The sequence below is a fragment of the Paenibacillus sp. FSL R7-0163 genome, from assembly GCF_037969975.1.
Lineage (GTDB): Bacteria > Bacillota > Bacilli > Paenibacillales > Paenibacillaceae > Paenibacillus_AQ > Paenibacillus_AQ odorifer.
In genome coordinates, this window is the sequence record NZ_CP150224.1 from 6,175,500 (window position 1) to 6,189,769 (window position 14,270).

Below are 14,270 nucleotides of genomic sequence, written 5' to 3' on the forward strand. Positions count from 1 at the left end.
TAATTTCAAGGGGGAAACAGGACATGAGTTATGATGGAGGCAACTATGACGTTATCGTCATTGGCGCTGGTCATGCTGGCTGTGAAGCAGCACTGGCTGCAGCCCGGATGGGTTGCAGTACGTTAATGATCACAATTAACCTGGATATGGTTGCATTCATGCCCTGCAATCCGTCCATAGGCGGACCTGCCAAAGGACATGTAGTGCGTGAAATTGATGCGCTTGGCGGAGAAATGGGCCGCAATATAGATAAGACATTCATTCAACTGCGTATGCTGAATACAGGTAAAGGACCAGCAGTACATGCTTTACGTGCACAAGCTGATAAATTCCTTTATCAACATACAATGAAGGAAACTATGGAGAAAACGCCTAATTTGACACTTCGTCAAGGGATGGTTGAGCGTTTAATCGTTGAGGATGGACGTTGTGTAGGTGTAGTTACGAAGACTGGCACCGAATACCATAGTAAGACTGTTATCCTGACAACAGGTACTTACCTGCGCGGTAAAGTGATTATGGGTGAGCTAACATATGAAAGTGGACCTAACAATCAACAGCCATCCGTGAAGCTTTCTGAGAATTTGCGGGAGCTTGGGTTTGAATTGGTGCGTTTTAAAACAGGTACTCCACCACGTGTACATCGTGATACGATCGATTTCTCTAAGACAGAAATTCAACCAGGGGACGATGAACCGAAATTCTTTTCGTTCGAAACGAAATCATCCGATAACGAACAGCTTCCTTGTTGGTTAACGTATACCTCTGAGGTTACTCATCAGATTATTAATGACAACCTTCATCGTGCGCCGATGTTCACAGGTATTATCGAAGGAACTGGCCCACGTTATTGCCCTTCTATAGAAGATAAGGTCGTAAGATTCAGTGATAAATCTAAGCATCAGATCTTTTTAGAGCCAGAGGGAAAAAATACATCGGAATACTATGTACAAGGTCTGTCCACTAGTCTTCCTGAGGATGTACAGCTAGCTATCTTACGTTCCATCCCCGGTATGGAAAAGGTAGAGATGATGCGTAACGGCTATGCTATTGAATATGATGCAATGGTTCCTACACAGCTATGGCCATCTCTTGAAACTAAACGTCTTCCAGGTCTGTTCACTGCTGGACAAATCAATGGCACTTCCGGTTATGAGGAAGCAGCAGGCCAAGGGGTTATGGCTGGAATTAATGCAGCACGCAAAGTGCAAGACAAAGAACCCGTAATTCTAGATCGTTCACAGGGATACATTGGTGTACTCATTGATGATCTCGTGACTAAGGGAACGAATGAACCTTACCGTCTGCTTACTTCACGTGCAGAATATCGTTTGTTGCTTCGCCATGACAATGCAGATCTAAGACTTACACCTATCGGTTACGACATTGGTTTGATCACACAGGAGCGTTTCGATAACTTCACAGATAAGAAAGAACGGGTGGAGCGTGAAATTGTTCGTCTGCAAGAAACAAAGGTTAAACCTGTTGATGTAAACCAAGTACTAGCGCAATATGAATCGGCACCTATTGTAGATGGCAGTAATTTGCTAGTTCTGATGCGGCGCCCAGAGCTTGTATATAGTTTTGTTAATCAAGTATCACCATCACCAGAGATGCTGGATGCAGAAATGAAAGAGCAAGTAGAAATCCAAATTAAATATGCCGGATATATAGAAAAACAACTTCAACATGTGGAGCGCCTGCAAAAGATGGAGAAGAAAAAAATTCCAGATGACATTAATTATAATGAAATCCATGGATTAGCGATGGAAGCGCGGCAGAAGCTGACTAAGATTCACCCGATCTCTATCGGGCAGGCTTCTCGGATTGCGGGAGTTACACCTGCTGATATTTCCATTCTTCTTGTATATCTTGAGCATTACAACCGGGTAACCGCGGCGAAAGGATAAGCTATGGATAATACGGAAGTTCAATTCACACAACTATTACAGGAACGAGGCATATCCCTTACAGCAGAACAGTTAGCACAATTTGATCTGTATTATAAGGAACTCGTATCCTGGAATGAAAAAATGAATCTCACGGGTATAACTGAGCGAGAGCAGGTATATACAAAGCATTTCTATGATTCTATTTCATTAGCTTTTTTCCTTGATATTAACGAGGTCACCAATCTCGCAGATATCGGTTCAGGAGCTGGTTTTCCAGGAATTCCACTTAAAATATGTTTTCCTCATTTGAAGCTAACGATTGTTGATTCGCTCAATAAACGAATTTCATTTCTGCAGCATGTAAGTACGACATTGGGATTAACTGATGTACAATTGATCCATGGGCGGGCAGAGGATGTCGCGCGCAAGTTCACTCATCGTGATGCCTATGATTTGGTTACAGCACGTGCGGTAGCAAGACTGTCTTTATTGAATGAATTTTGTCTTCCCTTCACACGCAAAGATGGGGTGTTCGCTGCAATGAAGGGCAGCGATCCTTCAGAGGAATTAAGCGAAGCTAAGTACAGCTTAAAAGAGCTTCGTGCTGAACTCAGCAAAGTGGAGTCGTTCAGCTTACCAGTGGAGGAGTCGGATCGACATATTGTTATGATCCGTAAGACAGGAGCAACACCAGCTAAATATCCAAGAAAAGCGGGAATTCCTGCCAAAACGCCATTGATGAAATAATGTTTCACGTGAAACATTGCCGATACTCAAAGTTCCTTTAGGAGCATTCCCTTTGAACAAAGGGAATGCTCTTTTTTTATGAAGATGATGATAACAAAAATCGATAAATATCAATTTAGATGAAAATTAGATTTATAAGCTGATTTGGTTGTGCACCTGTAAAAATGCAGGAAAAATAGGTCTTTACGGAGAATATGATTATGTAGAGAAAAGTGATAGAATAGCATAGTAGACTTTAATTTTGTATATAACTCCTTCTCTGTACTCTTGTTCGAAAGAAGGAGAGATTATGATGCCTGTTCATTACAGGTAATTCCATAATATCAGAATGTTTTAGATTGCTGTACGATATGCTTTCCGTGAAGAAGGTCAAGAAGATCGTACTATAACGAAATTAGGTGGTTATGAACGGAATGAAAGAACAATTTACCAAGCTATTTGGGTTTAACGAGCGGAGCAGCGGAGAAGAAATCAAACAAATACCAGTTCATGAGGTCGTTAGCAGTCCTTACCAACCACGGACTATATTCGATGATGACAAAATTGATGAGTTATGTCAGACAATTAAAACTCATGGTGTCATTCAGCCTATTGTTGTACGTATGCGAGATTCTATATATGAGATCATCGCAGGTGAACGGCGCTGGCGGGCAGTTAAAAAGCTTGGTTTAGAGACGATCCCTGCTATTGTCCGTGAGTTCAATGATTCGCAGGCTGCATCTATTGCGCTCATAGAAAATCTACAGCGTGAAGGTTTGACCTCCATAGAAGAAGCTGTCGCTTATCAGAAGTTAATTGATCTTCATCAATTAACACAAGAAAGCTTAGCACAACGCTTAGGCAAGAGTCAGTCGACTATAGCGAATAAGATTCGTTTACTCCACTTACCTGAAGAGGTTAAGACAGCATTGATGGAACGTCAGATTTCCGAAAGACATGCGCGTTCACTCTTATCACTGGATAGTGTGGAAATGCAATTAAAAGTTTTGGCAGAGATTATTGCAAAAGGATTAAATGTTAAACAAACGGAAGCTCGTATTGCTTTCTATAAACAAGTCTCACAAACTAAAAAGTCAAAACGGGTCTCCTATACCAAGGATGTTCGTCTAGCTCTTAATACAATTCGTCAATCTATTGATATGGTGTCAGGCTCAGGTATGGAAATCAAAACGTCAGAAAATGACCGTGGTGACCATTACGAGATTGTAATCCAAATCCCCAAAAGATAAATTGTTTCAAAAGCTGAAGGCGGCCTTAAAGTGATTGGCCGCCTTTTGTGTGACTTGAACCAGGATGTATTGCTCAGTCCTGCATTTTAGAGTTTTAGCCTATATAAAGTAACATAGTTTGGCCGTTTGTACTTGCGATCTACGAGAAGATTCTTCCTAACTATTCGAGGTGAAATTAGTGTCCAAGATTATTGCCATAGCAAATCAAAAAGGCGGTGTCGGTAAAACAACATCCTCTGTGAACCTAGGTGCCGGTATGGCTACATTAGGAAAAAGAGTGCTTCTAGTTGATATCGATCCTCAAGGCAACACTACCAGCGGCGTTGGCATCAACAAGGCGGACGTAGCGAATTGTATATATGACATTCTCATTAATGAAGTAAATCCTCTAGAAACGATACTTGAAACTCAAAATGAAGGACTGCACATCATTCCAGCGACTATTCAATTAGCAGGGGCGGAGATCGAATTAGTATCAACGATTTCCAGAGAGTTGAAATTGAAAAAAGCCTTAAATGCGGTTAAAAATAATTATGACTATATCATCATTGATTGTCCTCCATCCCTTGGGATTTTGACGATCAATTCCCTTACAGCTGCTGATTCGGTAATCATTCCGATTCAATGTGAGTATTATGCGCTCGAAGGGTTGAGTCAGCTTTTAAACACCGTGCGTCTAGTGCAAAAAAATCTTAATCCGCATTTGAAAATAGAGGGAGTATTATTAACCATGTTGGATGCCCGTACGAATTTAGGGATCCAAGTCATCGAAGAGGTTAAAAAGTATTTTCAGGAAAAAGTTTACAGAACTATCATTCCTCGGAATGTCCGCTTAAGTGAGGCACCGTCTCATGGACAATCCATTATTACTTATGATCCTCGCTCAAAGGGAGCAGAAGTGTATTTAGAGTTGGCAAAGGAAGTGATTTCTTATGAGTAAACGTTTAGGGAAAGGTCTGGATGCTCTGATTCCTTCTTTATCTATTAATGAAGATGATAAGGTAGTAGAAATCCCATTAGCTCAATTGCGAGCTAACCCTTATCAACCACGCAAGGATTTCAATGAAGAAGCAATCCAGGAATTGGCTGAGTCTATCAGACAACATGGCGTGATTCAACCGATCATTGTACGGAGTGTTTTGAAGGGGTATGAAATCATTGCCGGGGAACGCAGATTCCGGGCTTCGCAATATTGTGGTAAACCTACGATTCCAGCAGTCGTAAGAAATCTAAGTGATCAACAGGTTATGGAGATCGCCCTGATTGAGAACTTGCAACGTGAAAATTTAAACGCCATGGAAATCGCAGTTGCTTATCAAGGTTTGATGGATCAATTTTCACTCACACAAGAAGAGCTATCTCTGAAAGTTGGGAAGTCCAGATCACACATCGCTAACTTCCTAAGATTGCTTACTTTACCGGAAGAAGTAAAAGAATATGTTTCACGTGGAACAATGTCTATGGGACATGCGAGAGCTATTGTTGCCTTGAAAGATCCGGAAGTTATTAAACAATTGGCTGAACAATGCGTGGAACAGCAATGGAGCGTAAGAGAGCTTGAAGAAACGGTGAAAAATCTGGATCGAAAGCCGACGAACGGTACAAAGATTAAAGTTGTTAAACGTGATCCCTATATTGATAATGTAGAGGAAGTATTGCGTGAACGGTTTAAAACAACGGTTAAGATAAAACAAGGTAAGGAAAAAGGGAAGATTGAACTGAATTACTACAGTGCGCAGGACTTAGAAAGACTGTTGGAATTATTGGGTAACTAAATGGGTATCTATGCCAAGAACATATCCTGAGCTATCCGTAATCGGATAAGTAGGGGTATGTTTTTTCAAAATATAAGGATGTATAAAGTAGAGCTGAATATTATCCTTATATTTTCTACAGATAAGGTTATTATCAATAAAGGGTGACAACGTTATTTCTTCTTAATGAAAAAGAGTATGAGACGAGGAGCGGGGTTATGGAAGACTTCGTATATTTGGATCATGCGGCTACGTCCTGGCCTAAACCTCCAGAGGTGGCAGCTGCGATGATGAATGCTTTGCAGTCGGGAGCAAATGCTGGTAGAGGAAATTATTCGCTGGCCATGGGAAGCGGACGGGTGTTGGTGAGAGCCCGGAGTTTGCTGGCGGAGTTGTTTGGGGTTTCTAATGCACAAGACATAGCGTTTACCCAAAACACTACGATGTCATTAAATATGGCGATTAGAGGTACGCTCAAAGCAGGGGACCATGTAATCTCCACAATGACTGAACACAATTCTGTGCGGAGACCTTTGGAATATTTACGTAAGTCACTAGGAATAAGTGTTGATTATCTGAAGGTGGATCGGGCGGGTCAATTGGATTTGAAGGAATTGGGCAAAACGTTTCGACCAAACACTAAAATGGTAATTTGTAATCATAGCTCCAACTTACTAGGTAGTATACTTCCCATTGGTGAAATCGGAGATCTAACTAAAGCAAAGGGTGCTATATTTCTAGTGGATGCTGCTCAAAGTGCAGGCTCGCTTGATATTGATGTAAAAAAGATGAATATTGACTTATTAGCTTTTCCTGGGCATAAAGGATTGCTTGGACCACAAGGGACTGGTGGACTCTATATATCACCTGAATTGGATCTCGAGCCCTTAATGCATGGAGGCACAGGCAGTCAATCTGAGAATAGTGAACAACCCTCCGTTCGCCCAGATCGGTATGAAGCGGGAACGCAAAATGCGGTAGGAATTGCTGGTTTACTAGCCGGTGTTCAAAAGGTAAAATCGATAGGGACAACCGTTATCCACGAAAGAGAGTGGAAGCTGACTCAACTGCTGATGGAGGGGTTGTCCCATATTCCAAACATTAAACTATTAGGACCCACATTAGGGGCTCCGAGAACTGGAATTGTGTCGTTTGTAGTGGATGGGGAAGAATCGGCGAATATAGCTCACCGTCTAGATCGTGAGTATAAAATAGCCGTCAGAGCGGGTATGCATTGTACCCCGCTGGCACATAAGGCTGTTGATACACTAGAAAGTGGTGCTGTTCGGGCGAGTGTAGGCGTAGATACAACAGAGCATAATATAAGCAGAATGCTAGCTGCTATGGATGAGTTATATGGCTGATGCCCGCAGCAGATAAATAAAAAGGATGGTCCATTCATGTCTGAAATGAATCAATTAATTAATGAACAGTTGCAGTGGTTTGTGTTTGGTTTCGTAGTAATTATGCTAGTACTGATAGTGACTGTAATCGCCCAGGGAGCTAAGCTGCGGACTATACGGCGCAAATATGAGGCCATGATGGCAGGAAGCGGTGTGGAGGATCTGGAAGGCCTTCTGGTTGATCTGAAGAACCAAAGCGACATGCTGGAAGAAGAACAACGTGAGCAAAAAGCGTTGATAGAAGCTACCCAAGTCAAAATCCGCAGCATGAAGTCAAATATCGCTCTCAAGCGTTATAATGCCTTCGGTGAACGTGGTAATGATTTGAGCTTCTCGGTGGCTATTCTGGATGACAATAGCAGTGGCATTGTATTAACCAGCCTTCATAATCGTGAGAACTCATATATTTACTCCAAGCCTATGCAAAATGGGGAGTCACAATATGCCTTATCGCCGGAAGAGAAAGAAGTTATAACTCTCGCGTTGCAGCAGAAGTAGCATGTAGGTTCCATTGTTTTAAAGCAGAATATAGACTTGTAGCGATAATATCAGATAATCGCATGACTAGACTTAGCCGTGTATTCTGCAATACGAAATACTCCATAAAGCCGCCGACATTAACGATTCCAGTCAAATGGATATCCCCAACCGGCGGCAATTGTTTATTTACGCCAGCTCCTGGTCTGAGGGGGCCTTCAACGACTTGGATGCAGCCAACACTAGTAGAGTGACCTAAGCAGGCATCTATTCCGATGACAAACGGGTTATTATATTTTTCATTAATTAGCGACAAAGTCTCTTCAAGATTGACGGCATGAACCGGTTCCTCAAGGGTACCGTATAAATGAAACAACGGGCTATGAAAACGGGATAATGCAGTACCAACAAGAGGACCGAGAGAATCTCCGGTGGAGCGATCAGTGCCTACACAGATGACGATAATTTGAGTCTCTGGACGCGTGCGTGAAAAGTGAAAAAGTAGCCGATGAGTAATTGCGGAATAGATATCGGGATCTGTATGTGATATTTTTAAACAGGACGTTTCTTGCGCTGCTGTAGCCTTGGATGAGGAGTTCATACCATCTTCCTTTCTAAAGGTGATTCTATTTGTTGGTATCTAGTATATGGATAGAAGAGGGGTTTTATACTACAGCAGCAAGAGATAGGACGATAAACCTATGGAGAGGCTTGACGTATATGCAGGATGAGATGTTAATAGCGTTTGACTCCACCCAGCAGGCGCTTCGTGCTGAAATGCTGCTTGAGTATGCTGAAATAGAAATTGATATATTTCCAACTCCGAAGGAAATCACCGCAGGCTGTGCAATTTCAATTCAGTTTTTTCAAAATGCGCTGGAAGAGGTAAAAAAGATTATAGTTGAGCAAGAAATAGAAATACGCGGCATCTACGGAAAACACAACGAGAACTACATACTGATTTAGGGGTAGGGAGGAGTACATGCGATGAATATGTGGATACTGGAGGCTGATACACCCGGTGCGGATACATTAAAAGATGCCATTCGCTTTAAAGATAAGGTGTGGAATTGGTTTACCGATGCTGATATGTGGGCGGATGTATTATTTGCGGGTCTACGGATTCTTGTTATTTTTCTCTTAACCCGGGTTATTATTAAAATTGTTTCTAATATTATTGATCGTTCGCTTGAGCGTAAAACCGGTGGCAGACTTCTGTCCAACACACGAAGGTTTACTACGGTTGGGGAATTGATGAAAAATGTAGTGACAGTTATCTGTAATTTTGTGATGATCATGCTCGTGCTTTCTGAGTTCCACTTCGATTTGGCACCATTGTTGGCTGGAGCGGGTGTACTTGGTTTAGCAGTAGGTTTTGGGGCGCAAAGTTTGGTGAAGGATGTTATTACAGGTTTCTTTATTATTTTAGAGGATCAATTTGCAGTGGGTGATGTGATTCAAACAGGTACCTATAAAGGAACTGTAGAATTAATCGGACTGCGAACAACCAGGCTGTTAAGCACAACTGGAGAAGTATTTATTATCCCGAATGGATTAATCACGAACGTGACCAATTATTCTCTCTCGAATGCATTGGCTGTAGTTGATGTTCCTGTAAAAATGGAGCGCAGCTTGGAGGCCACGCTAGGTTTGATTGGAGAAGCGTTAAAGGGAATAGAAGAGCGTAACTCTAATGTGCTTGCTTATCCTAATGTGCTCGGTATACAGTCCATGAGTACTTCGGAATATGTAATTCGTATAGCGGCTAGCTGTTTACCCAATGCAAAAGAGGTTGCGGAGAGACAGATTCAGAATGATATTAAGCAGGCACTAGAGAAACTAAGCAGTCTAGAGCAGGCTCAAGCTGCTCAAGCCGAAGAGGAAGCTCGTTTGAAGGCAGAAGAAGAAGCAAAGGTTGAAATTGAACTGGGAAAAACAGAAAATGAGCAGGAAGTATCGGATACGCCTGACACTCGATCAAGACGCCAAATCGCAGCTACACAAGAGGGGAAAAAGGGGGAAGGGTAGTGGAACGTAAAGTTTTTCAGCTTGGAGATATTGTACAGATGAAGAAACAGCACCCTTGCGGTTCTAATGAGATGGAGATCATTCGTATGGGGATGGATATCCGCATTAAGTGTACAGGATGTCAGCACAGTGTTCTGATTCCCCGGGCGAAATTCGAGAAGAATATGAAGAAGGTACTGCGTTCTGCAGAGGGAAATACAGACAATAATTAAGCTTGCAAATGGCATGTCTGCATGATACAATTATTTTTGCTGCGGAGAGGTACCCAAGAGGCCCAAGGGGGCTGACTCGAAATCAGTTAGGCGTGTCACAGCGTGCGTGGGTTCGAATCCCACCCTCTCCGCCACTTCAGCATAATATAACATTTTAATGAATCCTTCGTTCCTGTAACGGAGGTTTTTTTGTGTCCAATGAGCTGTTTGCAAAAGATCATAACATGCAAAAAGAAGGGCCCTTTCGGGTCCTTCTTTAAGAGGCAGTACATCAATGATGTTGGAATTTCTCTGTATATAGCTACTAAAGTGATTTAGGCGTTGCTGAGGTTACTGCTTTTTAGACAATAACCCACTACTATTCCCAGCTAACAATAGATGCTGAATCAGATATCCTGTGATTGTGTTCGTCTACGACGGCCAACGGAACCACACCTCTCTTTTGTACTGCCTGAGAATAGTATGGTGTAATGTCGTTTTTTTATACACATTTATTTTTAATTAATGTACACGTGCTTTTTCAACCTTTTTCCACTTCCGATTTTTGTTACTGGTCTCGGGGAAGGTATCCCCTTTTTCCATTTTAATATGCTGTGGATTCTGAATTTCGGTATGGAAGCTTCGCGCTTCACCTACCTCTGTATACATGCCTGGATTGGGGGCTTTGTCGCCTTTTTCATATTCTGTCTTTTCGCCCATCATTATCGCTCCTTCCTTAAGTGCAGATGAATTCACTGATTATTGTGCGCAGGTAGGGTTTTTTTCATGTAAAAAGAGGGTGGAGGGTTGTCCGGTATTAATATTGCTTGCACTCTGCTGCTCGTTTTGGTATATTAATCAGGTGCGAGTCTATGTTTGTGCTCGTTCCTTGCTCCTGACGTGATTAGGGGCCTCAGACCATAAGGAGGTGAAAATTATGCGCAAATATGAAGTGATGTACATTATTCGTCCTGACATTGAACAAGAAGCTGTTCAAGCAGCAGTCGATAAATTCCAAGGCATCATCTCCAATGGCGGGGAAATTACAAAGCACGAAGTGCAAGGTAAACGCCGTCTTGCGTATGAGATCAAGAAATTCCGTGATGGCGTTTATGTTTTGGTTAACTTCAATGCAGAACCTGCAGTAGTTACTGAATTAGAACGTCTTATGAAGATTTCTGACGAAGTTATTCGTTATCTCATTACGAACGACGTTGCTTAAGATCTTGACAAGCTTTGTAATGAATCGCTCTAAAGGAGGGGACCAGAATTGTTGAACCGTATCATTTTGATCGGACGGTTGACCCGTGACCCGGAACTTCGTTATACTCCCGCTGGTGTTGCCGTAACTCAATTTACGCTTGCCGTAGATCGTAACTTTACGGGCCAGAACGGTGAACGTGAGGCAGACTTCATCCCGGTTGTTACCTGGAGACAGCTAGCAGAAACCTGTGCCAATTATTTGCGCAAAGGTCGTCTGACAGCAGTGGAAGGACGCATCCAAGTGCGGAACTATGAGAATAACGAAGGTAAACGTGTATACGTAACTGAAGTTATTGCTGATAATGTTCGTTTCCTGGAATCTTCACAAAGCCGTGAAGGTGGAAATACTTCAAGTGGTGCAAGTAGTATGCCTGAAGAGCCAGCATATGGTGGCGGTGGTAACGCTGGACGCGGAAATAACAACAATAATTTCTCGCGTAACAACAATACTCAAGATCCTTTTTCGGGCGATGGTAAACCGATTGATATATCGGATGATGATTTGCCATTTTAATTAGGAAGGACTGAAAAGAATATGGCTTTTAAACCAAGAGAAGGCGCTGACAACGACAAAAGACCAGCACGTCGTGGTGGACGCAACAAGCGTAAAAAAGTTTGCTTTTTCACTGTGAACAAGATTACTCACATTGATTATAAAGATACTGAACTTCTTAAGAAGTTCATCAGCGAACGTGGAAAGATTTTGCCACGCCGTGTAACAGGTACAAGTGCAAAATACCAACGCGCTCTTACCATTGCTGTAAAACGCTCGCGTCAAATCGCGTTGCTTCCTTACACAACGGAATAGGACGTTTTATAGAAGCAGTCGGGAAACCGGCTGCTTTTTTTGTTGTGAAAAGCCAGCGTGCGGATTACGTTTGACGTTCAATCTGGAATGTGTTAAATTACAGCTATCCTATAATAAAAGGGGAAATATTGATGTTGGTGACCGTTCTTAACTAGCAATTTCATAACACTGGATTAGGAAGGCTTTAGCAGGCTCGTCTTTTGGCGTTTACGTGCTCTATTTGAGTCCGTCTCGCACAGATGTCTGTTGTTCCTAACGGTGGATGATTTAGTTAAGAACACACGAAGCGTCATATGGCCTCTTTACGGCTATTGTTCTCTTTGTAATTAACCGTGCTCTTAGAGCACGGTTTTTTTGTTTTTCGGCCACCCTGGCTTTTATAGGGGGACCTTAAAACGCCAGAGAACAATAGTATAAAAAGAAGGGCAAGGACTGCCATAGTGGCATTCTTTGTCCTTTTTGCGTTAGGGAGATTTTGTTCCAAAAAAATAGTTAGATCAATAAGGAGGATTTGCTGTGAATTTACAAAGTCTAAACACGTTGGAATACGAAATTATTAAAACCGAGCTTAGCCGTCATGCGGTATCTTATGTAGGAAAGAAAACTGTAGAAGAGCTTATGCCTATGACCTATTTGCCTTCCATTCAAAGAGCGATGGAGGAAACGTCTGAAGCTAAAGAGCTGCTGGAGCGGGGGTCCAGTGTACCGATTCCTTCATTAGAGGGGATTGAGTGGATCATGTCACTAATGGGGACTGGATATCTGTACAGTGAGCAAGACTTCACTGCAGTGGCTACATTTCTAAAGAGCTGTAGTCAATTGCGCAAATATATGGCTTCTAAAGAGCAAAGTGCTCCCCGGATTGCTGCTTATGCCTCCTCGCTGCTGGAATTAAATCATGTGCGGGAAGCAATTGACCGCTGTATCCGCTTTGGGGGAATTGATGATGGAGCTAGTAAGGGGTTAGAGCGGGTTCGTAAACGGATTGGCGTAGCTAAAGAACGTCTTCATAAAAAAATTGACGGGATCATGTCGCGCCATCAATCGATTTTGCAAGAGAATATTTATAGTCAGCGTGGTGGACGTTACGTTATCCCCGTAAAGCGGGAGTATCATAAGCAAATAAAGGGATCGGTACTTGATCAATCCACAAGTGGACAGACGGTGTTCATCGAACCAGATGAGATCGCCTCCATGCAGATTGAGCTGGATTTGTTATTAGGAGAAGAGGCACGTGAAGAAGCTGTGATCCTCAGTATGCTGACCAGCATGGTAGAACAGGAACAAACTGCACTGCGCCTAAATATCGAGGTTACAGGCACCTATGATTTTATTTTTGCCAAAGCAAAATATGCACGAACGCTGGGAGCATCTGAGGTTACTCTAAATGATAGGGGTTTTCTAAGGATGAACGGAGGCAGACATCCCATGCTGCAGGGCATGATTCCAATTAGCCTGGAGATAGGGAAGGGATATAAATCCCTAATCATTACAGGTCCAAATACAGGCGGGAAAACGGTGGTGCTCAAGACCCTCGGGCTGCTGACCCTCATGGCTCAATCGGGGTTGTTGATTCCGGTCGAGGAGGGGAGTGAGTTTACGGTCTTTACGGATGTGATCAGTGTAATCGGAGACGGACAAAGTTTGGCCCAATCACTCAGTACATTTTCGGCACAAATGAAGAGTATTGAGGGAATGCTGAGAGATGCCTCTAAAGGGGTGCTGCTGCTCATTGACGAGCTGGCGGCAGGTACAGACCCTGGGGAAGGAATCGCCCTCTCAATCGCCATTCTGGAAGAGCTGAGCCGTAAAGGGGCGAATATTATCGTCACAACCCACTTTAACGAGCTAAAAGCCTTTGCCGCTGCGACAGCCGGTTTTCAAAATGCACGAATGGAATTCGACAAAGAAACGCTGCAGCCGTTGTATCGTCTGACTATCGGAGAAGCGGGGGAGAGTTATGCTCTGCAAATTGCTAAAAAGCTGGGTATCCAGGATAACGTTATCAAGCGATCGTGGGAGATCGTTGAGGCGCAGCAGCAAAGGCTGCAGAAAGGTGATGGGTCGGCATGGGCAAGTCTTTTTAGCAAAGAGGGAGAGAAAGGGAAGACTGCACCTGTTATAGAGGATTTTGAAAAAGAAGAAAAGTCTGTGGAATCACTGAGCGATAAGGAGAAGCAGACCCAGTATGAAATTGGTGATGCCGTTCTTGTAACTTCACTGGGGCGGATAGGAATTGTTTATGAGAAAAAAGATCACTTAGGAATGGTCGGAGTGATGATCCAGAAGCAAAAAATGCGGATTAATCATAAACGTTTAAAGCCATATCTATCCAAAGATGAGCTGTATCCTGAGGAATATGACTTTGATATAATTTTTGAGAGCAAGGATACCCGTAAAAAGCGTAAATTGATGCAGCGTAAGCATGTCGAAGGCCTGAGAATTACGCATAAGGATGAAGAATAATGTAATAAAAGG

Annotated in this window: 16 protein-coding genes and 1 tRNA gene; 15 read left to right on the top strand and 2 right to left on the bottom strand. The window is 42.7% G+C overall.

Annotated features, from left to right (window positions below; all coding sequences use genetic code 11):
- Positions 1 to 23 precede the first annotated feature (23 nt).
- From mnmG to NST45_RS27165, 7 genes are all read left to right on the top strand, one after another.
- Complete coding sequence (mnmG, locus tag NST45_RS27135) at positions 24 to 1,910, top strand: tRNA uridine-5-carboxymethylaminomethyl(34) synthesis enzyme MnmG (protein WP_339824260.1); 1,887 nt, start codon at positions 24 to 26, stop codon at positions 1,908 to 1,910.
- 3 nt (positions 1,911 to 1,913) lie between these two features.
- Positions 1,914 to 2,639: a 16S rRNA (guanine(527)-N(7))-methyltransferase RsmG gene (gene rsmG, locus NST45_RS27140; protein WP_036677757.1), complete on the top strand. Its 726-nt coding sequence runs from the start codon at positions 1,914 to 1,916 to the stop codon at positions 2,637 to 2,639.
- A 413-nt stretch (positions 2,640 to 3,052) separates the two neighbouring features.
- On the top strand, positions 3,053 to 3,868 hold the full coding sequence (gene noc, locus NST45_RS27145; protein WP_036677760.1) for a nucleoid occlusion protein: 816 nt from the start codon (positions 3,053 to 3,055) through the stop codon (positions 3,866 to 3,868).
- Positions 3,869 to 4,046: 178 nt separating this feature from the next.
- Positions 4,047 to 4,808 (top strand): AAA family ATPase, encoded by a 762-nt coding sequence (locus tag NST45_RS27150; RefSeq protein ID WP_036677762.1) that lies wholly within the window; start codon positions 4,047 to 4,049, stop codon positions 4,806 to 4,808.
- Positions 4,801 to 5,643 carry a ParB/RepB/Spo0J family partition protein gene (locus tag NST45_RS27155; RefSeq protein WP_036677764.1) on the top strand — a complete coding sequence of 281 codons (843 nt, stop codon included), beginning with the start codon at positions 4,801 to 4,803 and terminating at the stop codon, positions 5,641 to 5,643. Before NST45_RS27150 ends, NST45_RS27155 begins: the two co-directional genes overlap by 8 nt.
- Positions 5,644 to 5,840: 197 nt before the next feature.
- Positions 5,841 to 6,986, top strand: a complete 1,146-nt coding sequence (locus tag NST45_RS27160) for an aminotransferase class V-fold PLP-dependent enzyme (protein WP_038573968.1) — start codon at positions 5,841 to 5,843, stop codon at positions 6,984 to 6,986.
- 36 nt (positions 6,987 to 7,022) lie between these two features.
- Complete coding sequence (locus tag NST45_RS27165) at positions 7,023 to 7,523, top strand: DUF4446 family protein (protein WP_038573966.1); 501 nt, start codon at positions 7,023 to 7,025, stop codon at positions 7,521 to 7,523.
- Here the strand turns inward: NST45_RS27165 and yyaC are convergent.
- On the bottom strand, positions 7,495 to 8,103 hold the full coding sequence (gene yyaC / locus NST45_RS27170) for a spore protease YyaC (protein WP_036677770.1): 609 nt from the start codon (positions 8,101 to 8,103) through the stop codon (positions 7,495 to 7,497). The two genes, NST45_RS27165 and yyaC, sit on opposite strands and share 29 nt — an antisense overlap.
- A gap of 119 nt (positions 8,104 to 8,222) precedes the next feature.
- Here yyaC and NST45_RS27175 point away from each other — a divergent pair, with 119 nt between their 5' ends.
- The 4 genes from NST45_RS27175 (at position 8,223) to NST45_RS27190 (ending at position 9,876) form a co-directional block, all read left to right on the top strand.
- Positions 8,223 to 8,468 (top strand): DUF3343 domain-containing protein, encoded by a 246-nt coding sequence (locus NST45_RS27175; RefSeq protein ID WP_036677843.1) that lies wholly within the window; start codon positions 8,223 to 8,225, stop codon positions 8,466 to 8,468.
- 21 nt (positions 8,469 to 8,489) lie between these two features.
- A complete protein-coding gene (locus tag NST45_RS27180; RefSeq protein ID WP_076140566.1) occupies positions 8,490 to 9,530 on the top strand; it encodes a mechanosensitive ion channel family protein in 1,041 nt (346 codons plus the stop codon).
- Positions 9,530 to 9,742: a DUF951 domain-containing protein gene (locus NST45_RS27185; protein ID WP_036677772.1), complete on the top strand. Its 213-nt coding sequence runs from the start codon at positions 9,530 to 9,532 to the stop codon at positions 9,740 to 9,742. The genes NST45_RS27180 and NST45_RS27185 overlap by 1 nt, the downstream gene beginning before the upstream one ends.
- A gap of 43 nt (positions 9,743 to 9,785) precedes the next feature.
- Positions 9,786 to 9,876 (top strand) — tRNA-Ser (locus NST45_RS27190).
- A gap of 367 nt (positions 9,877 to 10,243) precedes the next feature.
- On the opposite strand, the gene NST45_RS27195 is transcribed toward NST45_RS27190, so the two are convergent.
- Entirely contained in the window at positions 10,244 to 10,441 is a 198-nt protein-coding gene (locus NST45_RS27195) for a YjzC family protein (protein ID WP_036677774.1), read from the bottom strand.
- A gap of 217 nt (positions 10,442 to 10,658) precedes the next feature.
- On the opposite strand from NST45_RS27195, the gene rpsF reads away from it, so the two are divergent.
- The 4 genes from rpsF to NST45_RS27215 all read left to right on the top strand — a co-directional run bounded on the left by rpsF (position 10,659) and on the right by NST45_RS27215 (position 14,258).
- The gene (gene rpsF, locus NST45_RS27200; RefSeq protein WP_036677776.1) at positions 10,659 to 10,943 is read left to right on the top strand and encodes a 30S ribosomal protein S6; all 285 of its coding nucleotides are present in this window, start codon (positions 10,659 to 10,661) and stop codon (positions 10,941 to 10,943) included.
- Positions 10,944 to 10,991: 48 nt separating this feature from the next.
- Positions 10,992 to 11,498 (top strand): single-stranded DNA-binding protein, encoded by a 507-nt coding sequence (gene ssb, locus NST45_RS27205; RefSeq protein ID WP_036677780.1) that lies wholly within the window; start codon positions 10,992 to 10,994, stop codon positions 11,496 to 11,498.
- A 21-nt stretch (positions 11,499 to 11,519) separates the two neighbouring features.
- Positions 11,520 to 11,792 (top strand): 30S ribosomal protein S18, encoded by a 273-nt coding sequence (gene rpsR / locus NST45_RS27210; protein WP_036651767.1) that lies wholly within the window; start codon positions 11,520 to 11,522, stop codon positions 11,790 to 11,792.
- A gap of 516 nt (positions 11,793 to 12,308) precedes the next feature.
- Positions 12,309 to 14,258 (top strand): DNA mismatch repair protein MutS, encoded by a 1,950-nt coding sequence (locus NST45_RS27215; RefSeq protein WP_076140567.1) that lies wholly within the window; start codon positions 12,309 to 12,311, stop codon positions 14,256 to 14,258.
- The last annotated feature ends 12 nt before the right edge of the window (positions 14,259 to 14,270 follow it).